The following is a 25,565-nucleotide window of genomic DNA, read 5'->3' as shown; positions in this document are numbered from 1 at the left end:
ATAATACACGATTTCGCGTACGATGTTTTTATTTTTCTAAAGTGTTCAACTTGATTCTACTATTCGCCAAAAAAACACAGCTTAATATTTAGTATTTTCTTTAGTAGATACTTTGTATAAAATAGAACAATCAATAATATATAGTCGAGGTGTAAGATTTTTATGTATTTTGGAATTATTCCGCTTATCCTATTTTTTATTTTTCTGTATTCTTACTTGAAAGATCCAAGGAAGATAATAAATGGTTTTTTATTTAATGCCTTTTTTTGTTCATTTCTTTTATTTTGTACGATTGCTTCTTTAGCATCTGAAAATAGCGTTTTGAAACTTATAGCTAACATCCCACTTTTTTCTCTTTTCTTCATAATACCTTTTGGAATTGTAGCTTTAATGCTCGGCTTATTTCTAAATGCAAGAATCTTAATAAAACGAGAAGGAAGACGCTTAGCAAACTCCTTAACTTTAATCGTAGCTATCATTATTCTATTATTTATTGTCATGCCTATTATTAGTCCATCCAGTTTGTTCTCTACTATATTCCAACCTTTGTTCGGTGGCATATCGTTGATTATTTTTTATTTCTTGATTCATTTATCAAACTTTTTAACTGCCTATTTTCTTTATCAGTTTAATAAACCGAAGTATAACCAAGATTTTATCATCGTGCTAGGCAGTGGTTTAATTAACGATCAAGTACCACCACTTCTTGCAAGTAGAATTAAGAAAGCCATCGATTTTTATCATAAACAAGTAGCAGTGACCACACCACCAACAATTATTTTCTCTGGAGGACAAGGTCCCGATGAAAATCTGCCCGAAGCGGAAGCAATGCAAAAATACGCTGTTGAAAAAGGAATTCCTCTTGAGCATACTGTGCAAGAAAATCGTTCTGTAAACACCTATCAAAATATGTTATTTTCGAAACGAGTTATGGATACGTTAAAACCAGATGGTAAATACAACAGCATCTTTACAACAAATAATTTCCATCTTTTCCGTGCTGGTCTATACGCTAGACAAGCTGGTCTAAATAGCCAAGGTATCGGCTCTAAAACAGCATTTTATTATTGGCCCAATGCAATGGTTCGTGAATATGTTGCAATTGTTGTAATGGGGCGAAAAAGACATATGAAAGTTGTTGGGACAGTTCTCGGAATTTCTCTATTCCTTTCTTTATTTTCCCTATTATTCTTTTAGTTAACTATAAAAATTAATCAACAAAAGGCTACTGAATCGTAATATTCTAGTACCCTTTTATTAGTCGTTGACAGTAGGTATTTTTCCCCTGTAGCCACAAACTGGACATGCAATAATACGTTCGTTTATGACACCTGTTTTAAATGCGAATGCAAAACTTATTTTTGATAATTTAAAGCAGTTTCTACAAATCGGACATACAAAATAAGTTGTTTTCGTATAACTGCTGGCATATTTATAAATAAAAATAAAGGCTAGAATCAAAATGAGTAGTTTTTGGATAAGTCCAAAATAACCAGTTAAATCATTAATTACTTACTTCTTGCCATTAAAATAATTTTATTACATATAATTTAAAAATAAACGATACTGCTACTTGTGTTCATATATTTTCTTTTTATTCATTTATAAATTTCTCATGAAACAGACATTGAAAAGAAGCTTAGTGGGATTTCACCAAATTTATTGATGGAGGGACAGTGAATGCACCTACAAAAAAAATCGTCTTGGTTTCTTGCATTATTAACTCTAGTAGCGGTTGTTTCAGTGTTTTATTTGATGGATTCTACAAAACAATCAAAAGAGGATATTACCTTGTCTGTAGATACAGATCAAAAAGCAACAATACAGAGTGTGACAAAGGAAGTTTCTTCTCCAAGCCCTTTATTTGAAGAAACGCGCCTACAAGTAAGTAACGAGAGAAACCAACTTCGTCAAAAGTTAACGCAACAAATTACATCAGATCAGTATTTTGTTGAGGAAAAAAATAAGGCATCAATTGAAATGGATACTCTTAATAAAGAAGAATCTACAGAAACGATGCTTGAGATGCAAATTAAGGCACTAGGCTTTCCTGATGCTTTAGTACGAATAGAAGGAGAAGAAGTTTCTGTAACAGTGATGGCAAAGGAACTATCAAAATATCAAGCAAATGAAATTATCTATCTGGTAAAAAAAGAATGCGAGGATGCAAATGTGCAAGTTAAATTCGGCGCAAATAATTATTGAAAAATAGAGAAAAAGGGTTTTCATTTTACAAAAAACAGCGTCAATGAGGATTATTCAATAGTAATAATACCGATAAACCTCCAACGTGGAAATAACATCCATATATGTCACAAAAAGAAATTCTTGCTATCTCTGCACATAAAACCTCTTTTATTTGTTTTTCCCGGTCTGAAATTCCCCCATTTAAATGCTACAAATTAAAAAAAAACAAAATATCTTTTACTATTTCTTCTTGATCTTTCCCTAATGTCATTAAATGCTTAGATTCTTTATAACCTTTAATCTTTTTTACATATGAATTGACATTATTATATACAACATTAGCGCTATGTGAGTACAATTCATCATCTTGTTCACCATAGAGAATTGCAATTGGAACTGATATTTTGTCAAGATTTTGAATGGTAGACTTAATGAATTGTTGAAATACAATTAATGAATCTAAAGACATTTGATTAAATATATCAATTTCTTGAGAAATTTGAAATGTTGACTTCCCCTCTACTTTTTTGTAATTGTATGCATAATTTATTATTCTTCTTTTGAGTCGTTCTGGCTCCCTATCAATCGGTACTGATAATACAATCGCTCGCTCTATTCTTTCCAACTCTGCAAGTTTCAATGTAAAAATGCCACCTATAGACAAACCTATGACAGAAATTTTTTGGAATCCCTCGCTAATTAAAAATTGATATGAGTTAACTACATCTTGCCACCAGTCATTTACGTTATATTGTAGTAACTGTTCCGGAGCACATCCATGACCTCGGTAAAGTGGTGCATAGCATGTGTAACCTTTTTTATGTATATCAATTGCAACCTTCTTCATATCTCTAGTATGGCTTGTAAACGAATGTAAAAGTAATACAGCATGATTATTACCTTTTAGGTAAATTTCTTTAGCAGGAAGTATCTTTATCACAAAACCAAAACCTTTCTTCACAAATACTAATTCTTAGTATAAAGATACTTTACCAAAGTTGCCAATTATCTAAATTACCCCATCTATTATTTATAGATTGTGGAAGACCATCATTTCAATTATCACTCTTTACGACATACTCATGCGCCTATGTTAATCGAAAGTGGTCAATCAATTAAAGCTGTCCAAATAAGAATAGGACACAGCAGGTATCAATAAAGACCTCTATGTCCTGGTGGCATGAAGGTGGCAGAAAAATTAGCATTAATATCACCCATCACGGAGTGGTTTTTTAGTTTTTCATTAGTTTAATTAATATTTTTTATTCATTTACCTATGTTTTTACTTATACATTTACTACACAATAATTGGTAATGAACATCCTGAAACCAAAGAATAAAAAGATTTTATTTGTCTAAAATAGAGTAAATGCTCTTATTAATATAGGAGCCAAACGACAAAAAAAGGGTGTGTATATGAAAAAGAAAATAATTATTTTAGTTATTATTTACTTTGTATCGTGTTGGAAACCTTACTCCATCAATGCATATAACCATGAGAAAATCCCAATACTAATGTACCACCATCTAGAAAAAAATGTGAATAACAATGTAGTCATTTCGCCAGAAAATTTCGAAAGTCAAATTAAATCACTTAAAGCGAACGGCTACAATACTATTACCATCCAACAATTATATGATTACTTAAACGGTAATATAAAGTTACCCAAAAAACCAGTACTAATAACCTTTGATGATGGGTATTTAAGCAATTATGAAATGGCATATCCAATTTTAAAAAAATACAATATGCATGCTGAAATCTTTGTAATCACTAGCCGTATCCTAGAAAAAAATGAAAAAAACACCCATTCCAATGAAATTCCAAAGATGAATTGGAATCAATTAAGAGAGATGAAAGATTATATTACTATCCAAAGCCATAGTTGGGATTCGCATTATAAATTAACCTCAGGTAATGATAAACAATATAGTGCTTTATATGGTCCTAGTTACATTAATGGAAAACTAGAGAAACAAGAAGAGTTTGAAGAAAGGGTTAAAAACGACTTTATTCGTTCCAGAAAAATAATCAAAGAAAAGTTAGGATACGAACCTATTGCTATAAGTTACCCCTTTGGCAGTAAATCCGAAGCTACATTAAAATTAGCAAAAGCTGCTGGGTTTAAGTTGGGGTTTGTCATTAAAAATAAGAACGCTACTTTGGGCGATAATCAGTATGCTTTAAGCCGAATAACTGTAAACGGTAATGACACTGGCACAGAATTAATAAATAAACTAATCAGTGATGATTAAAAACCAATTTTTGATAGCCATTTTCATTCTCTCCCTAAAGCCCAGATACTCAATTAATTTTGAGCCTGGGCTTGAACAGAGATGTTGCTGATATTTTTGATTCCATTGCAAAAGATTTATAAATTGCTGGCACAATTTAAAAACAGTGGCATAAACGTTGTTATATCAACGTTACTTCTTATCGTCCATCTTCAGAACAGCCATGAATGCTTCCTATAGAAATGCTATATTCAGGTGTATCTATTTGTATTTATGTATAGCCGTTAAACCTTTGATATATAAGGGTTTGTCGGTTATTTTTTTTATTTAATTTCATTCAGGGACATTTTGATTTTATCGAGCTTTATTTTCTACATATGGTGGGGATTTGATAGAGGAAAAAAATTTAGACCACCCATCACGGAGTAGTCTTTATATGGATTATTTTACCGAAATTCTCATTAGACTAAGAATGGATGATTTAATATAATTTATTATCTTTTTCTAAAGTCGCTGCTAAAATTAAATACACAATAATAGATGTTGGACTTGTAAAGATAAATATTAATCTAATGATTATAGAAGATATGCCGAAAAATTCTGCAACCCCACCACAAATGCCTAGTAACATCTTATCCTTTGAAGATTTCTTTAATTTTTGCATAATATAATACCTCCCTCATATTTTTCTTATTACATTAAAATACTCGTTAGCTTAATAATACACATATAAAATTATTTTGGATATCTTTTTCCATTTACTTTAATCAAATACAAAAAACCACTCGTCTTGAACTGAGTGGTCTTTAGAGAGGCGCAGCATATATTTGATAGTATTGCTTAGGATTTTTAAAATGGTGGGGAATTGGTGGAGAATGCCTAATTTCCATGCTGTTGCATTCCCTCTTAATTCCCCTTAAACCATTGATATTACTGAATTACTTCGAATCATCCATCTTCAGAACAGCCATGAACGCTTCTTGCGGTACTTCGACTGAACCTACTTGTTTCATACGTTTTTTACCTTCTTTTTGTTTATCAAGAAGTTTTCGTTTACGGGAAATATCCCCACCGTAACATTTTGCTAAAACGTTTTTACGCATCGCTTTAATTGTTGAACGAGCGACAATTTTTTGTCCAACTGCTGCTTGAATTGGGACTTCAAACTGTTGGCGTGGGATTAATTCTTTTAATTTTTCTACAATAACTTTACCACGTTCGTATGCAAAGTCACGGTGTACGATAAAGCTTAGTGCATCGACTTGTTCACCATTTAGTAAAATATCCATCTTCACTAATTTTGAAGTTTGATAGCCAATGAGTTCATAGTCGAATGAAGCATAGCCCTTCGTATTTGATTTTAAATAATCAAAGAAATCATAAACGATTTCTGATAACGGCATTTCATAAATAATGCTGACACGTGTTGTATCGATATAATCCATCGTCATGAAATTACCGCGTTTCATTTGACAAAGCTCCATAACCGCTCCAACATAATCGTTCGGTACCATAATCGTAGCTTTTACATATGGTTCTTCCACTCGATCGATTTTTTGAGGGTCTGGCATTAATGAAGGGTTATCAACCTTTATTGATGTATCATCTGTCATATGAACATTGTAAATAACGGAAGGTGCGGTTGTAATTAAATCAATGTTAAATTCACGCTCAATACGCTCTTGAATGATTTCCATGTGTAAAAGCCCTAAGAAACCACAGCGGAAACCAAATCCTAGCGCTTGTGATGTCTCTGGCTCATATTGAAGTGCAGAGTCATTTAGTTCTAACTTTTCTAACGCTTCACGTAAGTCATTATATTTCGCTGTATCGATTGGATATAATCCGCAGTAAACCATTGGATTTAAACGACGATAACCTGCTAATGGCTCAGTTGCTGGGCGATTTGCAAATGTTACAGTATCCCCTACACGAGTATCACCGACATTTTTAATGGATGCTGTTAAATAACCTACGTCACCGACTGTTAATTCATCCTGTGGTACTGCTTTCGGTGTGTGTATACCAACTTCAATAACTTCAAATTCTGCTCCAGTAGCCATCATACGAATTTTATCGCCAGGTTTTACTGTACCATTCATGATTCGAATGGAAATAATAACACCTTTGTAAGCATCATAAACAGAGTCAAAAATAAGGGCTTGTAACGGTGCTTCTGGGTCACCAGTTGGTGCAGGCACTTTCTCTACAATTTGTTCTAAAATATCTTCAATCCCGATACCGGCTTTAGCAGAAGCTAAAACCGCTTCAGAAGCATCTAACCCGATTACATCTTCAACTTCTTGACGTACGCGTTCTGGATCTGCTGCTGGTAAATCGATTTTATTGATAACAGGTAAAATTTCTAGGTCGTTATCAAGCGCTAAGTAAACGTTTGCTAGTGTTTGTGCTTCAATGCCTTGTGCTGCATCGACAACTAAAATTGCACCTTCACAAGCAGCTAAACTACGTGATACTTCATATGTGAAATCGACATGTCCTGGTGTGTCGATTAAATGGAATGTATACACTTCGCCATCTTTAGCTTCATACTTTAATTGTACTGCATTTAATTTAATCGTTATGCCTCGCTCACGCTCTAAATCCATTGAGTCGAGTAGCTGTGCTTTCATTTCACGAGAGGTTAGTGATTTCGTTTGCTCTAATATACGGTCAGCAAGCGTTGATTTCCCGTGGTCAATATGTGCGATAATAGAGAAATTTCGAATATTCTCTTGTCTTTTTAAACGTGCTTCTCGGTTCATCTTTTCCACTCCTAATTAAACTATAATGAATTATACTATGAACCTTATACAAACCACAACAATTGAACGGCATAAATGCTGTTAAATCAATGGTTATTCTAAAGAGTGTGCTGTTTCCTCTGCGAAATAATGCGAAAAGCGATAAAGAGTTGTTAACTAGAACTAATGAAAATGCGAGTGATTTTTCCTATTCGCTTAACATAAAAATAGCCAGCTACACCTTTAGCATGGTGCACGCTAGCTATTTTATTACCGACTTATTTATCTATTGATTGTTGAATTAGATTCGTCAACGTATCAATACCTTTTTGTTCTAGGTGTACGCCGTCTGGAGCAAAAAACTCTGGATGGTTGATGGCAGCTGAATGCCAATCAATCAGTGTAATATTATCGTGCTCTTGAGCTTTTTGTTGTAAAGAATAATTCACTTTACCTTCCCAAGAACGTGGTACCCGAGTATTCACTAAATAAATATCGGCATTGGAGAAAGCTTCAAGCAGTTCATCAATCTGATCATTCGTAAAGAAACCATTCGTGCCAAGTTGAATAATAACTGCTTTATTTGGCTGATTAAAACTAGCATAATTTGGTGCCAGTTTGACAGCCTGTGAAACTTGGCGACCAATTTTTGCATCAATTGTAATGTTAGGATAGATCTTATGTAAGCTTGTAGCAATATCTATCATTACAGAATCTCCAATGGCTAATATTCCATTATAAGATTCATTTATAGGGTTAGCAGTTGAGTCATTCCCCCCCCTGCTCAGGCTCTTCTATGTCCGGTTGAAGACTAGTTTCGACTTCTTCATTCTCCACTTTCGATGAATCGCTTTCTGAGGTTTTTTCCATTACGGAATCATTATGTTTAGGCGATTGTTCCCCACCATTTATTTTAATTTCTGTTGGCTGGGACTCTTTTGACTCCGTTTGTTCTTCTCCTACAACACCCGTGATTCCAGTAAAGAATACTAAAAGGAATAGAGGAATGAGCACCGTTGAAATTTTTCTAGCCAACGTAAAGCTCCCCCATTTATTTTTATTAAATACAAGATACTGTCGATAATAGGAGCGGAATCCTTCCTTCCGTATAGGCATTTCGATAAAACGATAAGATAATTCAGCAATTATCAAAATCAGAACTAGCTGTAAAACAACTCGCCAGTACGAAGGATTACCTATTTCATGGACTGGAGTACCTAACACCATAATCGGATAATGCCATAGATAAATTCCATACGATCTTGAACCAATCCAACGTAGAGGCTTCAAAGACAGTATTTTCCCTAAGAAGCTAATAGGATGGCAAACGCACGCTATTAATATAGCTGCATTCAAACAGAATAGGAACATGCCTCCTCTATATAAGAAAGTTTGATATTCATCTACAAAAATAATACTTAAAATGAAAATACTAAAAGCAACCAAGCTTATAGCATTTAGTTTATTGATATGGTCAGTAGATAGTTTTTGTGACGATAATCTTTTCATCGGCCAAACGAGAGCTAGCCAACAGCCTATTAGTAACTCAAAGGAACGCGTATCTGTCCCGTAATATACACGACTCGGATCAGCTCCAGGCTCATACAGTAAGCCCATTAACACAGCTGAACATAATGCACCAATAAAGATAAAAATGGCTAATTTATTCTGCTTCTTAAGATAAAGCCCAAGCATTAACAGAATCGGCCAAATAAGATAAAATTGTTCCTCAATGGCTAAAGACCATAAATTTTTTAAAGGTGAAGGGGATCCAAAACTATCAAAATAAGAGAGTTTATGAAAAATGAACCACCAATTACTTGAATAAAAAATAGAGGATATTGCATCTCCGCGCAATGTACTGAGAAGTTCCTTATGAAACAGGGTCGCCCAAGCGAATGAAGTAATGATCATTACGTACGCAGCAGGTAGTAAGCGTCGAAACCGTCCAATCCAAAATTTTCCCAATCCTACTGTTAACCGATTTCCTTTTAAAGGTAAAATAGTAGAGGTTATTAAGTAACCTGATAAAACAAAAAAGATATCAACCCCAAGGAACCCTCCGCTGGCCCATCTGAAGTTAAAATGATAAGCAATAACAGCTAGTACTGCTAAAGCTCGAATCCCATCTAGCCCGGGGATATAACGATGATTGAATGTCTTGCCTGACATAATATTCCTTCCTTTTCTTCCAATAATCTATAAACTTTTTCAACATTTTTTAGATAAAGCTAAACATCGTCTCCTTTAACTAACTATTCATCCATGCATTTACTTATATAAATGACGGATGAGTATCTATAAAAGTTTATATAAAATGATATCTTAGAAAATTTTTTCCTTTTATCACCTTAACAACAAAATAAAGCTTTCATATGTATAATGTTTCAACTTTTTGAAGGCTAAATTAAACGTTTTCATATTTTATACAGCAAAAAAGCATCTCCAAAATGGTAGATGCTTGAAAAGCGTGTTTCGCCTATTGCATATACAAAACTTTCACAACTCAAATGTTCATGAACCAACTCAAAAATTATAAATTAAAGTCTTAACAACTACTTTTTCTAATTTTTCTAACAATCGTTCATTTTCTTTGCCCAATATTCTTAATTCAAACGCATTCACAAAAAATTGGCTAAAAGGAGGCTATACAAAAGCTCTTCGAATTCATTCGAATGTATAAGAATGGTTAATCAACACACCTGGCATTTTAACTTTGTTTTTCTGTAATGAAGGATTTTGCTATGGCTTTTCCTATTATGGCAATTGTACGATTCAATTCTTCTTCTGTATTATCAATTCCACCTAGTTCGATTAAAATCATTTCTTTTGTTAAATCCTGATTATAGCGTCCATCTACATTGTCACCACTTTTAGATATAACTCCTCTAGAAATCTTTGGAACAATTTCATTCATAGAAGCAGATAGACTTTCTGCATAAGCAGTATTCCATCTATAATTTTTATGCTCTGCGCCAACGACAATTGCAATACGTGCATATGATTCATTGTTATGTGTGATCGTTGTCGCATTTCTCTTAGCAGAATCACGATGCAAATCAATGACTAAATCATAAGATTGCTCTTCTAAACGTTTTGTTAAATAAGGACGAACGACGTTGTAAGCATCTGGAAAAAGTTTTTTCTGAAGTTTTAATTCCTTCATCACATCAACATCTAAAACGTCCGTTTGTATACCGTTCATACTAAAATGCTTAGAAATCGTATCTTTTAAATTAAAAATATTTGTTTTTTCATCATAAACGGCCGCTTTCCCGCTAACAACTTTCACCATTGGTTGATATGCTTCCTGTGAATGCGTAAATACTAACAATACTTTAAATGGATCTTTTGTCTGCTCGTTTGTTTGCTCTTGCTCTTTTGTCTGCTCCAGTGCACTTTGTTCGGGTAAATTAGTAGCGGCAAACACGACTTGTTTATCCTCTGGTTCTTTAATCGGAGTCGATGCTTGCTTGTTGAACGGAAGTTGCCCAGCAATGACAGGTAATACGAAGAAGAACAATAATAAACCAAATGACCACTGTAGTTTTTTTAGCAAAGTCACACCCTCCTCCCCTTATCGTATGGAGGGGAGGTGTCTTTTAGAACGAAAAAAATTATAGATTATTTGCCCATTTCATAAGCATAGATGACACGAGTTTTGCATAATTATCTATCCAATAATCAGCTTCCTTTGGCGTAACCATCAGCTGTGTATGTGAGCCTGCAAAAGTCTCTGCAAACAATTGCTGACGCTCTTCTTTGGACCATGTAGCCCATTCACCAAAAATCGGTTTTACTAAAGACATATCAAGTTCTTTATTTATATCTGGTTGCCAAGACGACAATGACAATTTTGATGAAGGTTTACTCCGTTCTGCCACTCTTGCAGCTATAGAACGTAGCATTAACTCTACAGCATCTGCAATTAATACAGGTGCATCAACTACCGTTGGGATTCCAATTGCGGTAACAGGAATGCCAAGCATCTCATATGAAATTTCCTTACGCTTATTTCCTACGCCTGAACCCGGATGTATTCCTGTATTCGTTAATTGAATTGTTTTACATAAGCGATCACTAGCTCTTGTTGCTAATGCATCTACGACAATAATTAATTTCGGCTGTAGTCGCTCTGCCAATGCCGCTACAAATTCACCAGTTTCATATCCTGTTTGTCCTGTTACACCAGGCGCATACATGACGAATTTTTCATCAATTACATCTAAACTATGCAAATGATCAATGAGATATGGTCCTATAGCATCTGGTGTAATGGTACGATTTCCTAGACCAATAATTAAAATTTTGTCATCTTCTTCCCATGACATGGATTCATGCATTTTTTTAAAATTCACAAGTAATTCTTTTTCAAGCTGTTCAAACCCATCTTTATCATCAAGCGTCAACGTAGGTACGGAAAGTGTAATGTACTGCCCTTCCTTCTTACCAATTTGCTTCTCACCTTCTGCATTAACGAGCACATCAGTGATTTTTATCCGACCAGCACTCCAATCTTCAATTTGAATACCACTCGATTCTTTAAGTGTATCTTTTTGCTCTTTTGTTTGATGTAAAACAACTTCTTCAGACTCATCAATTAAATCCGTACGTTGCCAATTTAAATTTTGCATACAGTTCACCTCAACAATAGTTTGTTCAAACTGTCAAGTAAATATTCTTTGCATTTATCTATTGCAATTTGGTCAAGCGTTTGTTAAAATGATTTTTGTTGTATTGACACAAGAAATCAATGAGAAGTTATCATCTCGTACCTAATTTAGGAGGTGAAAGATATGCCAAACATTAAATCTGCGATTAAACGCGTAAAAGTTAACGAAAAAGCTAACGCTGCTAACTCTCAAGCTAAATCTGCAATGCGTTCTACAGTGAAAAAAGCTGAAAACGCTGTTGCTGCTAATGCTGAAAACGCACAAGACCTTTTACAAGCAGCTTACAAATCTTTAGATAAAGCAGCTTCAAAAGGACTTATCCACAAAAACGCGGCGGCTCGTAAAAAGTCTCGCCTTGCTAAAAAAGCGTAATTGTTATAAAGGATCAGTATACTCTATTCGGAGTAGCTGGTCTTTTTTATTTTTATAGATAAACATTGTTGCTGTCGCTTCACTTTCGCACAGATAAACATTGTTGCTGTCGCTTCACTTTCGCACAGATAAACATTGCTGCTGTCGCTTCGTTAGCACTTCGCTTTCTTACATATTGCATTCCGGTTTTGAATTGTGCTTGCCAAATGATGACGATAAAGAGCTGCCCATATTGCTTTGGACAGCTCCACCAATGGATCTTTTATAGTCTTAAAGTTGACGCAGTAAAAAGAGTTCTAAATAACGCTCACGATTGCCCCCTGCTGTTTTCAGCTGTAAATCGACCTCTGCTAGCCGATACAATGCCTTCAATAAGCTTTCCTCTGATGGACGATTACGCTGCTCTACCATCAGCTTGACACGATAAGGATGTATTTTTAAATTTTTTGCAATTTGCTGTGGGTGATAGCCCTTTTTTAATAGATAAAATACATTGGACATCGTACGTACATTTGATGCAAGCAATCCAACAAGCATGATGGGCTCTTGCTTTTGACGTAGTAAATCGTGATAAATAGACAATGCCCCTACTGAGTCATTCGCAAAGTAAGCATTTAACATTTTAAAGGCATCCTGCTCTAACGTTTTTGCCACTAAATCCTCGACTAACGTAGCAGTAATTTCTCCGCCATCTCCTAAATAAAGAGTTAGCTTCTCAATTTCCATTTGCAACTGTAACATATTCGGGCCAACCATTGCGACAAGCTGCTCAATCGCATGTTGCGTTATGCTGTTACCTTCTACTTTGACTAGACTTTGAATCCACACAGCTAAGTCCTGCTCCTTTGGTGTTTCGGTTTGGACTAATAACGCATGTTCCTTCATCATCTTTGTCACTTTTTTACGTTCATCCAATTTCTCATAAGGTGCGATAAAAACTGTTACTGAAAAATCGGAAGGGTTTGCAAGCCATGTCTCTAAGCGCTTTACATCATGGTCAATTTTTTCTTTTCCCTTTTCAGTTGCCTTTAAAAAGGATGCGTTTTTGGCAATGATAAGCTTTCGCTCAGAGAAAAAAGGAATTGTATCTGCTTCATCCATAACGACATCTACTGGCATTTCATCTAAATCAAATGTTGTCATTTCTATCTCTTCTTCAGGCCCTATTGCCTCTTTTAAACGTTTTACTGTTTCATCTATAAAATAGCTTTCCTCACCAACGAGTATATAAACTGGTGAGAGCTCCCCCTTTTTGATTTTGTTCCAAACCGTTGAAATCATAATTTTCCCTCCATCTAGCAATACTACTAGTATACATGATTTGAATTCCTTTGTGACTTTGACCGAATTGTGTCGATTCTTTGCCACACGACGAATTCTCCTTTTCGATATAGCTTTTATGAAAATGATGTCTTATAATAAATAACAGAACTGGAGGGATAGCAATGAATCCATTTGAAGGAAAAAACATACAATGCAGACGTAATGACGCAATCGACTCTGCAGTTGGCTTCATTATACCATTTAGTGTGTTTACACTTATGTTTATCATCGCAATGATAGTAGAATTCGTAGCTAGATAATTGATCGTAATGTACGAAGGAAAAGACCTTGCTCATTTTTGGACAAGGTCTTTTTCCTTTTGTACAGACCAACTATTTCCGCGAATTCGCACTTCAATAGTCCCATCTACTCCAGTTGTTAAAGTAGATAAATTTCGACTCGTAAAACGCTCGACTACTTCATCATGTGGATGATGATAGCGATTATTGAACCCAGCGCTAAAAATGGTTAATTCAGGCCGTAACAGCTCTACAAATGGCTCAATACTAGATGTTTTACTGCCATGATGTCCAGCCTTCAACAACGTCATACCCGCTAATTGCGTGTTGTAAAGATGGATAAGCTCCTGTTCACCATGCTCCTCTAAGTCACCAGTTAACAATGCTCGAAATGCCCCCTGTTGCATATATAAAACAATTGAATCATCATTCCCCTCATAATCGGTGTCACGGGGCCATAAATAATGAAAGCTAGTATTTCCTATACGCCAAGTCGTCCCATGCATCTTTTCTTTTACTGGAACCTTTTGCTTTTTGGCTTCCATCAGTAAATCCCGCATTGCAGGCTTTTCCATTGAACCAGGAGTGAGATGAATTTCATGCATGTTAATCTCTTGCAAAACCTCTTCAGCTCCCTCTACGTGATCGGCATCCGCATGAGTGGCGATAAAGATGTCAATGTCTCGTATCCCTTTTCCCTTTAAAAACGGTACAACAACTTGTTTCCCAACCTCATATGGGCTTTCTGACGTCTTCCAAATATCCTGCTCAAAGCGCAGTAAGCCGCCTGAATCAATAACATATACAGCCCTTCTAAACGGTAATTCAATAACGGTACAATCACCCTGTCCAACGTTTAAAAATGTAAGTTTTGTTTCATTAAAAAGCATCGGTGAAAGATGAATACATAATGCAGGAATGACAATCACAACTGCAAATTTACCATAATGCTTTATCTCGATAAAATAGAAGCCTGCTAATACACTTATCAACGCCACACAAACGAGCCATATAGCAGGTTTTCCTGGCGACCACAGTTGAAACGGCAATTCCTGGAGATATAAAATGAATTTCGTAAGCCAAACACGGAGCGGCTCGTACACTACAAATAAAATTTTTGCTACCGGCATCGATAAAAACGTTACAACAAGCATTACAATATTTGTAGGTAAAATAACAAAGGAAAACAGTGGCACGAAAATAATATTTGCTAAAAATGAAGAAATAGAAATTTCATAAAAATGATGGAGTAATAATGGATAAACAAGAAGCTGGCACACAAATGTAATGAAAAATGAACGGATCAACCAGTTCGTGGATAGGCTTAAAATGATACCTGAATAGACAAGACTAACCGTCGCTAAATATGACAATTGAAAGCCAATCTGATAAATGACACCTGGTTCAAGTAGGACAAAGCAAAGAAAGCTAATTGCTAGGGCATCATCAATCGATATTTGCCACCTAGCGTAACGCATTAGCATGATTAATTCTACGACAGATACTGCACGCCATACGGAAGGAGCACCACCAGCTATCACCCCATAGATAGGTAAAATGATGAGTAAAACTAAGGTCGCCATTTCCTTTCGTACGCCTATACGTAGAAGACCTTCAAAAAACAACCATGAGACAAGCGCCACATGCAGACCAGAGATAGCAAATAGATGTGTGATGCCAAGCTTTTGATAGGCTCGTTGAAGCTCCTGATCGACCTGATCCTGTGATCCTATTAGAAGTGCTTGTGCCTCAGCAACTAGTGACTCCGGGAATGTTGTTTCAATATGTTTTTTCATAGAGTGTCTCTGTTTAGCAAGAAACGAAAGAATGGATTTTTTCTCTTCTATAAAGGTCCAGCTTGAAACTTCAAATATTCCTCTAGCACCTTTACTTATCAAATATTTTTCCATAGAGAACGCATACGTATGTGCAGGTGGAGGTGGTGCTATAAGTTCTCCTTGAACTAGATAGGTCCTGCCTGTTAATGAAGTAGTTTCATAAAAGCTTTTCTCTTCTTCTGATGAAAATGTATAGACAACATACAGCTTCTCACCTGTTTCAGTTTTTACAAAGCCTCTAAGCTTTTGACCATTTATTTTATATTCACTCGACCAAGTTATTTGGAATGTTGACGGTAGAGGGGAAGGTTCCGTCAATTGAAATGTAACGATGAAGAAATAGGAAAGAAATCCACTAACGATAACAAGAGCTGAAATTAATCGTGTTTCACCTTTCAAATTAAGCCATAATGCGAAAAGCAGAAGAATAGCGAGTAGCCAAGCTGACTTGTGTGCCGCTATTGCAGCAACAAGTACAGCTAGTGCTACGTAAATCCATTTATGCTTTAAAGCTTTTTGCCAAATAATGCGCTCACCTTCTGTTCATATGGGCGCAATTTTTCTGCAGGCATACCACTCTCACGAAGCTCGTTTAGCATGTCTATGTACAAGGCTAATTTTTCGTCGCTTAAAAAGTCGATTTTACGTTCATCAAACGGAACGTGTACAACCTCTACACCTGCTTTTTCAAATAATTCTTGGGCATAAGGGTTATTTTTATAATCGGTAGCGTAATACACGCGTTCAATACCTGCTTGAATAATAGATTTCGTACATGGCAGACACGGGAAATGTGTAACATATAAGTCTGCACCTTTTGTAGGCGTACCATATTTAGCACATTGTAGCAGTGCATTCATCTCAGCATGCACTGTACGCACACAATGGTTATCAACAACATAGCAGCCTTTTTCAATACAATGTTCATCACCTGTAATTGAACCGTTATAGCCACCTGCAATAATTCGCTTATCTCTAACGACAGTTGCTCCTACTGCCAGTCTTGTACATGTGCTACGTAATGCGAGTAAATGGCTTTGCGCCATGAAAAATTGATCCCAAGTAATTCGCTCCATATGACTACCTCCAAAAATTGATTAACAAACTGTGCCTTAATTGCAACAGTCACTTTTCTACTACAGTGTAGCCCTTTTTGAAAAGAGTCGTCAATATCTCATCACTTGCTGTCATTAATTAACTGTAATGAAATCCTTCAACTTCTCAAACGTTTTTTCGCCAATACCACTCACTTTTTTTAAGTCCTCAATTGTTTTAAAGCTACCATTCTCCTCACGATAGGAAATAATGCTTTGAGCCTTTGATGGACCAATACCTGATAAGGTCGTAAGTGTTGCTTCATCTGCTTTATTTAAATTGACCTTTTGTTCTTTCATACCATTGTCACCTTGTGATGTTCCACTAGTAGGCATCGTCAAAATATTAGAGGTAATTTCGTCTAGTTTTTCACCCTTTATAGGAATGTAAATAACCATCTCATCCTGAACTTTTTGCGCATGATTAATGAGTTGCGTATCAGCATCCTGAGTATAACCACCCGCTAGCTGTACCGCATCTATTATTCGTTGGTCAGTCTGTAGCTCATAGACACCTGGATACATAACAGCACCCTTTATATCAACAAATACCTGCTGTATGACCGCTTCATCCACAGGTTCTTTCGTTTCATGTTGTTCAATAGGTTGGATTGTTTCGATGAGCTCTTCTTGGGGAGGTGAAGAGTCAGAACTCGAAAAAAAGAAGTAACAAAGTCCACCGATTACAAGTATGCTGGGGAGCAACATACTTTTTTTGTACTTTTGCCATAAAGATTGGATCATCGATAACATCCTTTCCTGCAAAAGGCAATCATATGGAGTCTATTTCATCTTACAATACCATTCATGCGTTGAAAAGATAAATTATTTATAGAAAGCGCTATATCAAATAATGAAAGCCCATCACCATAACGTGGGGTTGATTTCCATTCCGACTGAGCGCTTTGCTGGGGGCGTCCGATGAGCCGCTTTTGTTGTTGCTGCCGCTTCGCTTTCGCACAGAAAACATCCGCTGCGCTCCAGGGTCTCATCTGTGACCCAAGGAGTCGCCCAGTCTAATAACACCTTGATCATTTTCATATAGATAGCTATTTTCTAAAATTAAAAACGGTGCGTGTTGCTGAATCCCGATTACTCGTTTTTTCAATTGCGGTGTAATAAAGGTTAAGCCATGCTCTAGCTGCAATGTTTGAACGTACGCAGGAAAATTACCGTTTTCAGCAAAATCACTATATGTTTTTGGGCGATAATAAAATTCAGCGTCTAACTCCTCTGCTTCAATCGTCCATTCCACTTCTGGACAATCAAAAATAACACGTAGTGCCATTCCATTCGCTGTTTTTCTGAGCTCATCGTAAATATAAAACTGCTCTGGTTCTACCTGACCTACCTCACTTATTTAAACGTCAGAGAAATAATTGATTTTGCAGTAAAACCTCCTGCCATATCAAATGTTAATTCCACTTGAGTAGCATTACGGCGAATACTAACTATTGTTGCATCATGAAGACTTTGCTCAAAGACCTCTCTCTCCTTTGGTTTCATATAAGCTAACGTTTTCTGCTTTTCCTCATATGCCGCATTGAGAAGGCACAAGAGTATAATGTGCTATACTCTTATTAAGAGTATGACTACGCAAAAATGATGAGGTGAAGGCATGAAATTAGCTTGGAACGCTCAAAAAACCAAACGAAAGATGTTAAAGGAAAAGAGAAAGAACAAGAGCGAGAAGAGAAAATTTCAGACGAAGATATTGACTTGGATCGAACAGAGAAAAATTATGATTTAGTTCAATCGGATTGGCGTTATTATATTTCGAAAAATGATTGTAAAGGAGTTAAAAATTAATGGATGAACTACAAAATTTAATATCAGATAAACTACAAGTCTTGATACCAGATTATTTACAAAACTTACTACCATTTGATGTTATTATTTTATTAATAAGTACACTTATCAAATTTTTAATTTATGGAGTTATTTTTATAGTTTTGTTGTTTACTTTAGGGTTTATTATAGATTTTTTGAAGAAAGACAAATATGTTTTTAAAGGTTATCTTCGTACGTTGGCTAACACTATAGGTGGCGGAGAAGAATTTGTTTGTAATTATTGGGTTTGGCAACGAAATAAAAAGAAATATTATGGGTCAAATTTCAAAAAAAAATATGGAGTTTTACCATATTCGAGAAGAGCTAGGAATAAAAAATATACACGTTCTATAATTCCTTTTAGAAAAGAATTGTATGTTGTTGTTAGATAAGATAAGAGAAGGTTTTTATGCTCGATTTTGGTCGAGCATTTGGGCGATTAGCCCAAAAAAAACAGCTCACTGGTTAGTTTACCAGCAAGCTGTTTTACTATTTCATCGCACGGATAAAAATGCGTTCACTTTCATATTCAGGGCCTTCATCTGTGAAATCTGCTGTTACTTCTACATGTTTAAAGCCAATTTCCTGAAGCCATGCCATATATTGCTCAATTGAGAATGTGCGTTGGTTATGCTCCTCGTCGAAGCGTTCATACAGATCACTCTCAGCATCACGCACATAAAACGTCATTTGGTGGATAACGGAATGTTCAAAATCGCCAGGCTCCGTATGCCATACATAGCTAATATCACCATCGTCATACGTAAACGGTCCGTCTAAAAATATATCATTCATTTTAAATAATGAATGCACGTCAAAAAACAGTTGGCCTCCATCTCGTAAAGCCCCATAAATACGTTCTAGTGTTGAATAAACAGCTTTTTCGTCCACTACATAATTCAGTGAATCAATAGCAATCGTTACAACGTCAAGCGCCTCAAAGCCCTCTAATTCATCCATCGACATACAATAGAGAGGCACATGTAATCCTGCGTCTGCAAAGCGCTCTGCGGCAATGGAGAGCATACTTTCAGATAAATCAATCCCACTCACCTTGTAACCTGCCTGCGCAAACAACAGGCTAAGCACACCTGTACCGCAGCCGATATCTAAAAGATTCGGGTATTGACTGCTCGGTGCATGCTGCAAAACCCATTCCACATAAAGATTGTAAGGGATATCGGTTTGCAGCTCATCATACACGTGCGCAAATTGCTCGTAACTACTCACACTTAAGCCTCTGGCATGTCTAGTTGCGGTGCATCGCCCCATAGACGTTCTAAATTATAATAAGCACGTTCATCTTTATGGAATACATGTGCTACAACATCTCCAAGATCCACAAGAACCCAGCGTGCTCCATCGAAGCCTTCTACACGACGAATTTCATAGCCCTCTTTTACTGCTACCTCTTGTAATTCACGAGCGATTGCTTGCACTTGGCGGTCAGAATTACCATGAGCAATAATAAAGTAATCTGCTAAAAGTGAAATGCCTTGCATATTTAAAACGACAATATCCTCACCATGTTTGTCGTCAATTGCTTTGTAAGCTGATTGTAATAAAGTTGAAGTCATCCTTCACTGTCCTCTCTTTTCATCATATCGTTATAACATTCTATTGATAATGGATAAATTGGTTGTTTTGTATCAATTAAAAATACCAATGTATGGCGCACACAAGCACTCATCGCTTTATCCAAATTTTTCTTTACTTTTTTTCGTAGACGATCAACACCATCAAATTTACGATTAGGTTCAATCATATCTGCAACAAAAATAATTTTTTCTAAACGGCTCATGCCCGCGCGTCCTGTTGTATGAAAACGAATAGAATTTAACATATCCTCATCTGTAATGCCAAATTCGCTTTCTGCAATATATGCACCTACTGGACCATGCAGTAATTCACTACCCCAGCCAATAAGGCGAGCATCTAATTTTTCATCACGGACGATTTTCTCCATCCATTCGATATCTGCATATTTCGCAATATCGTGAAGGATGGCAGCTATCTCAGCCTTTTTTTCATCCTCACCATATAATGTTGCTAGCTCAATGGCTGTTTCCATTACACCAATGGTATGAATATAGCGCTTCTCAGGCATGCGTGGCTTAATCGCCGCCAAGTACTGTTCGCGTTCCATATAGACCTTCCTCTCGTATGAACGTCTCTACCGTTTCTGGCAGTAAAAAAGTAACCGTTCCTCCAGTGGCAAGGCGTTCACGAATCAGTGTGGACGACAAATCGATTTGGGGAGCTTCCACCATTAGTATAGGATACTCTGTTAGGGCCTCTGTTCCTGGACGCTTTACTCCTACAAATTGCACAAGCTTCACTAATTCATCAATACAGTACCATGTGTGAAGCGAATCAATCATGTCGCCGCCAATGATAAAGTAAAATTTCACATTAGGTTCTCTTATACACAACGAAGTAAGTGTCTTATATGAATAGGATACGCCACCCTTCTCTACCTCATACGACTCCACAGAAAAATGCGGATATGGACTTATTGCACGCTTTACCATTTCAAGGCGCTCCACATCACTGGCATCATGACGTGCAAACTTATGTGGTGGTAACGCATTTGGCATAAAGCGAACTTCATCTAAATCCAATGCATGCAGTACTTCATTAGCCATCATTAAGTGTCCATTATGTGGTGGATTAAATGTGCCTCCCAGTAAACCGACCTTTTTCATCGTCTCACCTTATTTCGTTGCTTTTGGTAATACAATCTTTTTATGATTGCGTGATTCTTTATATAAAACAACTGTCAGTCCAATTAATTGCACAAGCTCTGCATGAGCACCCTTTGCAAGTGCTTCTGCAACTTCATGCTTGTCCTCCTCACAGTTATCTAAAATACGTACTTTAATCAGCTCTCGTACTTCCAATGCTTCACGAATTTGTTTTGTCATTTCGTCATTAACGCCGCCTTTTCCTACTTGGAAAATTGGTGTTAGATTGTGTGCTTCTGCACGTAAAAAACGTTTTTGTTTACCTGTTAACATAAAAATTAATATCCTCCTAATTGCGCTTTCAGTTGCGCAATCATTGAATTTGTATTTGGGTATTCACCAAGCCAGTGCTCAAAAGCAATAGCCCCTTGATGAACGAACATTCCAAGACCCGTAACGACGGTTGCTCCTTTTTCCTCAGCCGCTTTTAAAAAAGGCGTCATTAATGGATTATACACAATATCGGCCACAATTGCGCCTTTTGCAAGTCGTTCTAGTGAAAATGGCATTGAAAAATTGCCCGTAGCAAGTCCAGCCGATGTCATTTGCACTAAAATGCCGAAATCAGCTAATGTTTCCTCAGCCTCTGCTAAAGAAATAGCATGACCTATACCCATTTCATCGACAATTGCTTGGGCATTTGCCACTGTGCGATTGGCAATGGTTAAATTCGTGTAACCTTGCTGTTGCATAGCAAAGGCAATACCGCGAGCAGCACCGCCTGCACCAATAAGAAGGACTGGCTTATCCTTATGAGACTTACCAACCGCTTCTTCTAGCGAGCGCACAAAACCAATACCGTCTGTATTGTATCCTTTTAATTTACCTTCTTTTGTTCGGACAACCGTATTGACAGCTCCCATTTTTTCTGCCAACTCATCTAGCTCATCTAAATAAGGAATGATCGCTGTTTTATGTGGGATTGTAATGTTCCAGCCACTTGCACCTAATGTTTTTAGGCCAGCAACCGCTGACTCCATATTTTCAGAAGATACATGCACTGGAATATACGTCGCATCTATCGTCAGTTCCTCAAACCAAGCATTGTGCATTGCTGGGGATTTTGAATGTTCAATCGGATCACCAATAACCGCAAACCATTTCTTCATTTCCTAGTCCCTCTTCTCTACTTGTACATCCTAAATTAGTGATGGGCGAATTGAAACTTGTACACCTTTTGGCGCAAAAGCTGCTACAACTACATTTGCATGCTGCACAGTAATCCATCCAAGACCAGAGAAGACAACGTCTGTTTTCGCTTCTTTGATGGAGAACTCATGACGCACTAATGGCGGTAGCTGGTCTATAAAGTCTGCAGTTGGAGGTGCAAGTAATTCACCCTTATGCTCTGCATACAATGCATCTGCCTTCTCAAGCTTTGTGCGGTGAATTGGTAAGTCATTGGCCACATGCACCGTAAATGCCGAACGATCACCTTGTATAAAGTCAAAACGAGCAAGAGCACCGATAAATAAAGTTTGTCCCGCATTTTGTTGGTAAACTTTCGGCTTTATTTCTTTTTTAGGCATAATATATTTTAATTCACTAGCGTCAATATGGTGTGCCATCTGATGATGATTAATAATCCCTGGTGTATCATATAATGCACTGCCATCATCTAATGGAATTTCAATCATATCCAAAGTTGTACCCGGGAAATGAGAAGTTGTAATAACCTCACCTTCACCTGTTGCCTGCTTGATAATACGATTAATGAACGTGGATTTCCCAACATTTGTACAACCTACAACGTAAACATTTTGTCCATTACGATACTCGTCAACGGCTTCCATCGCTTCAGTCATTCCTTTACCTTTATGGGCACTCACTAAAAGTACATCGACAGGTTGTAGACCAAGAGCCTTCGCTTCACGTTTTAGCCAATTAATCACTTTTTTCGGTTTCACAGATTTCGGTAATAAATCGGCTTTATTCGCGATTAATAATACAGGATTTTTCCCAACGAAGCGGTGAAGTCCTGGTAACCAGCTCCCATTGAAGTCAAAAATATCAACAATTTTTACGATTAAGCCTTGCTGTGTTCCAAGACCGTTTAATATGCGTAAAAAGTCGTCATCTGTTAATGACACTGGTTGAATTTCATTATAGTTTTTCAAACGGAAGCAACGTTGGCAAATGACCACGTCTTTTTCTAATGATGATTGGGGTGCATACCCAACTGCTGTTTTATCTTCTGTTTGAATTGTTGTACCACAGCCAATACAATTTGGCATTTCGTTCATTCTTTTTCCTCCCAAGTAATGATTCCTTTTCGTTTTAAATCATTGAACACGCGACGTTCAATGAATCGATTGAATTTTGTTACGAGCCCATCTGATTGTGCAACTGGTTTTACTAGTACTGTGTGCAAGCCTAAGCGATTTGCACCCATTACATCCGTTAGTAGTTGGTCTCCTACCATTACTACTTCCTGTGGACGTAGCCCTAATTGAATAACTGCATTATAAAAGGCATTACGAAGTGGCTTTTTAGCCTTATGAATATACGGAATATCTAGTGGCTCGGCAAAATGCTTGACACGTGCTTCATTATTATTCGACGCAATAATAACACGAATGCCTGATTCTTTCATAATGCGAAGCCAAATAATAAGCTCTTCCGTTGCATCTGCACGGTCCCATTCCACAAGCGTATTATCTAAATCCGTAATGATTCCTTTAATGCCTATGTCTTGAAGTTTTTCCGGTGTAATTTCAAAAATGCTCGTTACAAATTCATCTGGTAATAAAAAATTATACAAAATAGTGACCCCTAATCTAAATGTATTATTCGACCATTATAGCATATTTGCAAAGGCTTCACCCATTCGAATTGGGCTTCCTTGCACAACATTATCGGTAAATTCTATTGCATCCTTTTCAAATAGCATAACTACTGTTGAGCCGAATGAAAAATATCCGATTTCTTCACCCTTACGCCACTGTGTTGTGGTATTAGTGAGTACGATAGAGTTTACAAAGGTAGCACCAACTTTAATAAACGCTACCTGCTGATTTTTAACCACTTTCAGCTCCGTTACTGAACGATAATTGTGTGAAATTGGTTTTCTACCGTATGTAAGACCTAGCTGATTAACGGGATAGGATTTTTGCCCAAGCGTATATTGTCTTAGCACTCGCCCATCAATTGGGCTATGAATACGGTGATAATCTGCAGGACTCAAGTAAAACACAATAAAATGTCCATCTGCATATTGTGCAGCACGTTCTGTATTGCCAAGTAAATCTTGTAATGCATAAGGCTTACCCTTTACAAGAAACGTCATATCCCATTCGATACGTCCAAATGACTCTATTTTCGCATCCACTGGACTTACATAGGTAGTGGTATTTTGTTCAATTGGACGTGCATCTTCTAAAAGCTCTCTTGTGAAAAAATCATGTAAACTTGAAAATTGTTGTTGTTTTTTTGAAACCTCTTCAAGTTTAATATCGTATACCTTCATGTAACTAGGAATAATACGTTTACTCCACTTTGCTTTTGCAATAGTTTGCAAAAGCTGGGAGGATTGCTTGCCATTTGTTAATTCAATCAAGCGTTGATATAGTTTTTCTTTCATAAAACAAAACCCCTATCGATTAATTTAGACTGTCAATTTTTTCGCATTCGAAGTATAATGGTAAAATATCTTAAGTGTAAAGGAGTGATCCCCCTTGTTTTTTTATCACAAGTTGGTGGATACCACGGTTAAGAAAATGAAATCGCAAACAGCAAACTTCATTACAATCAGTAATATGTCCTTTGGTGGCGCGGCCATTATGGCTACACTACATGAATATTATAGCTACAGTGTCTTGTTTATCTTTATTGCTGCCCTTCTTGATCGCTATGATGGAAAGGTAGCTAGAGCACTCGGACAAGTGTCTGATCTAGGTAAACAATTAGACTCTATGAGTGATATTATATCATTTGGTGTGGCACCTGCATTATTAATGTATGAAGTTGTCTTAGTCGACTTTGGTTTTGTCGGCATGATGATGACAGTACTGTACATCGTCTGCGGTGCAATGAGATTAGCTCGCTTCAATATTAGTGAAGCAAACGGTTATTTCACAGGGTTACCAATTACTGCGGCAGGTACGCTTATAACTTTAACGTATTTTGCCTCTAATACGTTCCACCCGGCATTTTATCTTTTCCTTTTCCCAATACTAGCATTACTAATGATTAGTACAATCACGTTAAAAAAAGTGTAACAGCGCATTTGCTGTTGCACTTTTTTTCATTTAACGCAGTTTCTTAACATATACTGTCGAAAAATGGGG

Annotated in this window: 29 protein-coding genes and 1 pseudogene; 9 read left to right on the top strand and 21 right to left on the bottom strand. The window is 36.6% G+C overall.

Annotated elements, in window-relative coordinates:
- The first annotated feature begins 162 nt into the window (after positions 1-162).
- Positions 163-1,197 carry a YdcF family protein gene (locus tag AN161_RS20900; protein WP_053596255.1) on the top strand — a complete coding sequence of 345 codons (1,035 nt, stop codon included), beginning with the start codon at positions 163-165 and terminating at the stop codon, positions 1,195-1,197.
- A 483-nt stretch (positions 1,198-1,680) separates the two neighbouring features.
- Positions 1,681-2,205, top strand: coding sequence for a SpoIIIAH-like family protein (locus AN161_RS20895; RefSeq protein ID WP_053596254.1), 525 nt, complete (start codon positions 1,681-1,683; stop codon positions 2,203-2,205).
- Positions 2,206-2,395: 190 nt separating this feature from the next.
- Here the strand turns inward: AN161_RS20895 and AN161_RS20890 are convergent, their stop codons facing one another.
- On the bottom strand, positions 2,396-3,148 hold the full coding sequence (locus AN161_RS20890; RefSeq protein WP_053596253.1) for an alpha/beta hydrolase: 753 nt from the start codon (positions 3,146-3,148) through the stop codon (positions 2,396-2,398).
- Positions 3,149-3,226: 78 nt separating this feature from the next.
- Between AN161_RS20890 and AN161_RS31135 the strand changes: the two genes are divergently transcribed.
- Together AN161_RS31135 and AN161_RS20885 are read left to right on the top strand one after the other, a co-directional pair.
- Positions 3,227-3,346 (top strand): tyrosine-type recombinase/integrase, encoded by a 120-nt coding sequence (locus AN161_RS31135; RefSeq protein WP_277815966.1) that lies wholly within the window; start codon positions 3,227-3,229, stop codon positions 3,344-3,346.
- A 257-nt stretch (positions 3,347-3,603) separates the two neighbouring features.
- Positions 3,604-4,443 carry a polysaccharide deacetylase family protein gene (locus AN161_RS20885; protein ID WP_053596252.1) on the top strand — a complete coding sequence of 280 codons (840 nt, stop codon included), beginning with the start codon at positions 3,604-3,606 and terminating at the stop codon, positions 4,441-4,443.
- Between the two features lie 460 nt (positions 4,444-4,903).
- Here the strand turns inward: AN161_RS20885 and AN161_RS20880 are convergent, their stop codons facing one another.
- The 5 genes and pseudogenes from AN161_RS20880 to gpr all read right to left on the bottom strand — a co-directional run bounded on the left by AN161_RS20880 (position 4,904) and on the right by gpr (position 11,800).
- The gene (locus AN161_RS20880; RefSeq protein ID WP_053596251.1) at positions 4,904-5,086 is read right to left on the bottom strand and encodes a PspC domain-containing protein; all 183 of its coding nucleotides are present in this window, start codon (positions 5,084-5,086) and stop codon (positions 4,904-4,906) included.
- 274 nt (positions 5,087-5,360) lie between these two features.
- Entirely contained in the window at positions 5,361-7,187 is a 1,827-nt protein-coding gene (lepA, locus tag AN161_RS20875; RefSeq protein WP_053596250.1) for a translation elongation factor 4, read from the bottom strand.
- Positions 7,188-7,444: 257 nt separating this feature from the next.
- A pseudogene (locus AN161_RS20870) lies at positions 7,445-9,338 on the bottom strand (acyltransferase family protein).
- A 538-nt stretch (positions 9,339-9,876) separates the two neighbouring features.
- Positions 9,877-10,731, bottom strand: coding sequence for a stage II sporulation protein P (gene spoIIP / locus AN161_RS20865; protein WP_241774615.1), 855 nt, complete (start codon positions 10,729-10,731; stop codon positions 9,877-9,879).
- Between the two features lie 52 nt (positions 10,732-10,783).
- Positions 10,784-11,800: a GPR endopeptidase gene (gene gpr, locus AN161_RS20860; protein WP_053596248.1), complete on the bottom strand. Its 1,017-nt coding sequence runs from the start codon at positions 11,798-11,800 to the stop codon at positions 10,784-10,786.
- 162 nt (positions 11,801-11,962) lie between these two features.
- On the opposite strand from gpr, the gene rpsT reads away from it, so the two are divergent.
- Positions 11,963-12,211, top strand: a complete 249-nt coding sequence (gene rpsT / locus AN161_RS20855) for a 30S ribosomal protein S20 (protein ID WP_053596247.1) — start codon at positions 11,963-11,965, stop codon at positions 12,209-12,211.
- Positions 12,212-12,481: 270 nt separating this feature from the next.
- Here rpsT and holA read toward each other — a convergent pair whose 3' ends face one another.
- On the bottom strand, positions 12,482-13,492 hold the full coding sequence (holA, locus tag AN161_RS20850; protein ID WP_053596246.1) for a DNA polymerase III subunit delta: 1,011 nt from the start codon (positions 13,490-13,492) through the stop codon (positions 12,482-12,484).
- Positions 13,493-13,656: 164 nt separating this feature from the next.
- On the opposite strand from holA, the gene AN161_RS27780 reads away from it, so the two are divergent.
- The gene (locus AN161_RS27780) at positions 13,657-13,794 is read left to right on the top strand and encodes a YqzM family protein (RefSeq protein ID WP_075807307.1); all 138 of its coding nucleotides are present in this window, start codon (positions 13,657-13,659) and stop codon (positions 13,792-13,794) included.
- 32 nt (positions 13,795-13,826) lie between these two features.
- Here the strand turns inward: AN161_RS27780 and AN161_RS20845 are convergent, their stop codons facing one another.
- The 5 genes from AN161_RS20845 to AN161_RS20825 form a co-directional block, all read right to left on the bottom strand.
- Positions 13,827-16,010, bottom strand: coding sequence for a DNA internalization-related competence protein ComEC/Rec2 (locus AN161_RS20845; protein ID WP_241774614.1), 2,184 nt, complete (start codon positions 16,008-16,010; stop codon positions 13,827-13,829).
- A gap of 107 nt (positions 16,011-16,117) precedes the next feature.
- Complete coding sequence (locus AN161_RS20840) at positions 16,118-16,687, bottom strand: ComE operon protein 2 (RefSeq protein WP_053596244.1); 570 nt, start codon at positions 16,685-16,687, stop codon at positions 16,118-16,120.
- Between the two features lie 114 nt (positions 16,688-16,801).
- Positions 16,802-17,449, bottom strand: a complete 648-nt coding sequence (locus tag AN161_RS20835) for a helix-hairpin-helix domain-containing protein (RefSeq protein ID WP_053596243.1) — start codon at positions 17,447-17,449, stop codon at positions 16,802-16,804.
- 44 nt (positions 17,450-17,493) lie between these two features.
- Positions 17,494-17,697, bottom strand: coding sequence for a hypothetical protein (locus AN161_RS20830; RefSeq protein WP_053596242.1), 204 nt, complete (start codon positions 17,695-17,697; stop codon positions 17,494-17,496).
- Positions 17,694-18,065, bottom strand: a complete 372-nt coding sequence (locus tag AN161_RS20825) for a DUF4085 family protein (RefSeq protein WP_082340249.1) — start codon at positions 18,063-18,065, stop codon at positions 17,694-17,696. The genes AN161_RS20830 and AN161_RS20825 overlap by 4 nt, the downstream gene beginning before the upstream one ends.
- Before the next feature lie 269 nt (positions 18,066-18,334).
- Between AN161_RS20825 and AN161_RS20815 the strand changes: the two genes are divergently transcribed.
- Together AN161_RS20815 and AN161_RS20810 are read left to right on the top strand one after the other, a co-directional pair.
- Positions 18,335-18,514, top strand: coding sequence for a hypothetical protein (locus AN161_RS20815; RefSeq protein ID WP_053596239.1), 180 nt, complete (start codon positions 18,335-18,337; stop codon positions 18,512-18,514).
- Positions 18,514-18,927 carry a hypothetical protein gene (locus AN161_RS20810; RefSeq protein ID WP_053596238.1) on the top strand — a complete coding sequence of 138 codons (414 nt, stop codon included), beginning with the start codon at positions 18,514-18,516 and terminating at the stop codon, positions 18,925-18,927. Before AN161_RS20815 ends, AN161_RS20810 begins: the two co-directional genes overlap by 1 nt.
- Before the next feature lie 97 nt (positions 18,928-19,024).
- Here AN161_RS20810 and AN161_RS20805 read toward each other — a convergent pair whose 3' ends face one another.
- Genes AN161_RS20805 through AN161_RS20765 form a run of 9 tightly spaced genes read right to left on the bottom strand, consistent with a single transcriptional unit; the run spans position 19,025 to position 24,859 of the window.
- Complete coding sequence (locus AN161_RS20805) at positions 19,025-19,765, bottom strand: class I SAM-dependent methyltransferase (protein WP_241774613.1); 741 nt, start codon at positions 19,763-19,765, stop codon at positions 19,025-19,027.
- A 2-nt stretch (positions 19,766-19,767) separates the two neighbouring features.
- Positions 19,768-20,112, bottom strand: coding sequence for a ribosome silencing factor (gene rsfS / locus AN161_RS20800; RefSeq protein ID WP_053596236.1), 345 nt, complete (start codon positions 20,110-20,112; stop codon positions 19,768-19,770).
- A complete protein-coding gene (gene yqeK, locus AN161_RS20795) occupies positions 20,109-20,681 on the bottom strand; it encodes a bis(5'-nucleosyl)-tetraphosphatase (symmetrical) YqeK (protein ID WP_053596235.1) in 573 nt (190 codons plus the stop codon). The genes rsfS and yqeK overlap by 4 nt, the downstream gene beginning before the upstream one ends.
- Positions 20,650-21,240, bottom strand: coding sequence for a nicotinate-nucleotide adenylyltransferase (locus AN161_RS20790; protein WP_053596234.1), 591 nt, complete (start codon positions 21,238-21,240; stop codon positions 20,650-20,652). The genes yqeK and AN161_RS20790 overlap by 32 nt, the downstream gene beginning before the upstream one ends.
- A gap of 9 nt (positions 21,241-21,249) precedes the next feature.
- The gene (gene yhbY / locus AN161_RS20785) at positions 21,250-21,552 is read right to left on the bottom strand and encodes a ribosome assembly RNA-binding protein YhbY (RefSeq protein ID WP_053596233.1); all 303 of its coding nucleotides are present in this window, start codon (positions 21,550-21,552) and stop codon (positions 21,250-21,252) included.
- Positions 21,553-21,557: 5 nt separating this feature from the next.
- Positions 21,558-22,388: a shikimate dehydrogenase gene (gene aroE, locus AN161_RS20780; RefSeq protein ID WP_053596232.1), complete on the bottom strand. Its 831-nt coding sequence runs from the start codon at positions 22,386-22,388 to the stop codon at positions 21,558-21,560.
- 30 nt (positions 22,389-22,418) lie between these two features.
- Complete coding sequence (gene yqeH / locus AN161_RS20775) at positions 22,419-23,522, bottom strand: ribosome biogenesis GTPase YqeH (RefSeq protein WP_053596231.1); 1,104 nt, start codon at positions 23,520-23,522, stop codon at positions 22,419-22,421.
- Positions 23,519-24,040, bottom strand: coding sequence for a YqeG family HAD IIIA-type phosphatase (locus tag AN161_RS20770; RefSeq protein ID WP_053596230.1), 522 nt, complete (start codon positions 24,038-24,040; stop codon positions 23,519-23,521). The genes yqeH and AN161_RS20770 overlap by 4 nt, the downstream gene beginning before the upstream one ends.
- Before the next feature lie 36 nt (positions 24,041-24,076).
- The gene (locus AN161_RS20765; RefSeq protein WP_053596229.1) at positions 24,077-24,859 is read right to left on the bottom strand and encodes a phosphatidylserine decarboxylase; all 783 of its coding nucleotides are present in this window, start codon (positions 24,857-24,859) and stop codon (positions 24,077-24,079) included.
- A 136-nt stretch (positions 24,860-24,995) separates the two neighbouring features.
- Between AN161_RS20765 and pssA the strand changes: the two genes are divergently transcribed.
- Complete coding sequence (gene pssA, locus AN161_RS20760) at positions 24,996-25,496, top strand: CDP-diacylglycerol--serine O-phosphatidyltransferase (RefSeq protein WP_053596264.1); 501 nt, start codon at positions 24,996-24,998, stop codon at positions 25,494-25,496.
- Positions 25,497-25,565 lie beyond the last annotated feature (69 nt).

This window comes from Lysinibacillus sp. FJAT-14222 (assembly GCF_001278875.1).
In the GTDB taxonomy this organism is placed as follows: domain Bacteria; phylum Bacillota; class Bacilli; order Bacillales_A; family Planococcaceae; genus Lysinibacillus; species Lysinibacillus agricola.
The sequence above is the reverse complement of the archived record's forward strand: the minus strand, read 5'-3'. Positions and strand labels throughout refer to the sequence as shown.

Excerpts from the sequence above, each read along its gene's own strand:
- rpsT (WP_053596247.1), top strand. The coding sequence starts at position 11,963 with ATGCCAAACATTAAATCTGCGATTAAACGCGTAAAAGTTAACGAAAAA.
- AN161_RS20765 (WP_053596229.1), bottom strand. The coding sequence starts at position 24,859 with ATGAAAGAAAAACTATATCAACGCTTGATTGAATTAACAAATGGCAAG.
- pssA (WP_053596264.1), top strand. The coding sequence starts at position 24,996 with ATGAAATCGCAAACAGCAAACTTCATTACAATCAGTAATATGTCCTTT.
- AN161_RS20790 (WP_053596234.1), bottom strand. The coding sequence starts at position 21,240 with ATGAAAAAGGTCGGTTTACTGGGAGGCACATTTAATCCACCACATAAT.
- AN161_RS20880 (WP_053596251.1), bottom strand. The coding sequence starts at position 5,086 with ATGCAAAAATTAAAGAAATCTTCAAAGGATAAGATGTTACTAGGCATT.
- yqeH (WP_053596231.1), bottom strand. The coding sequence starts at position 23,522 with ATGAACGAAATGCCAAATTGTATTGGCTGTGGTACAACAATTCAAACA.
- AN161_RS20885 (WP_053596252.1), top strand. The coding sequence starts at position 3,604 with ATGAAAAAGAAAATAATTATTTTAGTTATTATTTACTTTGTATCGTGT.
- AN161_RS20810 (WP_053596238.1), top strand. The coding sequence starts at position 18,514 with ATGGATGAACTACAAAATTTAATATCAGATAAACTACAAGTCTTGATA.
- AN161_RS20900 (WP_053596255.1), top strand. The coding sequence starts at position 163 with ATGTATTTTGGAATTATTCCGCTTATCCTATTTTTTATTTTTCTGTAT.
- yhbY (WP_053596233.1), bottom strand. The coding sequence starts at position 21,552 with ATGTTAACAGGTAAACAAAAACGTTTTTTACGTGCAGAAGCACACAAT.
- aroE (WP_053596232.1), bottom strand. The coding sequence starts at position 22,388 with ATGAAGAAATGGTTTGCGGTTATTGGTGATCCGATTGAACATTCAAAA.
- rsfS (WP_053596236.1), bottom strand. The coding sequence starts at position 20,112 with ATGACTTCAACTTTATTACAATCAGCTTACAAAGCAATTGACGACAAA.
- AN161_RS20895 (WP_053596254.1), top strand. The coding sequence starts at position 1,681 with ATGCACCTACAAAAAAAATCGTCTTGGTTTCTTGCATTATTAACTCTA.
- gpr (WP_053596248.1), bottom strand. The coding sequence starts at position 11,800 with ATGCAAAATTTAAATTGGCAACGTACGGATTTAATTGATGAGTCTGAA.
- AN161_RS20830 (WP_053596242.1), bottom strand. The coding sequence starts at position 17,697 with ATGAGACCCTGGAGCGCAGCGGATGTTTTCTGTGCGAAAGCGAAGCGG.
- yqeK (WP_053596235.1), bottom strand. The coding sequence starts at position 20,681 with ATGGAACGCGAACAGTACTTGGCGGCGATTAAGCCACGCATGCCTGAG.
- AN161_RS20835 (WP_053596243.1), bottom strand. The coding sequence starts at position 17,449 with ATGATCCAATCTTTATGGCAAAAGTACAAAAAAAGTATGTTGCTCCCC.
- holA (WP_053596246.1), bottom strand. The coding sequence starts at position 13,492 with ATGATTTCAACGGTTTGGAACAAAATCAAAAAGGGGGAGCTCTCACCA.
- lepA (WP_053596250.1), bottom strand. The coding sequence starts at position 7,187 with ATGAACCGAGAAGCACGTTTAAAAAGACAAGAGAATATTCGAAATTTC.
- AN161_RS20840 (WP_053596244.1), bottom strand. The coding sequence starts at position 16,687 with ATGGAGCGAATTACTTGGGATCAATTTTTCATGGCGCAAAGCCATTTA.
- AN161_RS27780 (WP_075807307.1), top strand. The coding sequence starts at position 13,657 with ATGAATCCATTTGAAGGAAAAAACATACAATGCAGACGTAATGACGCA.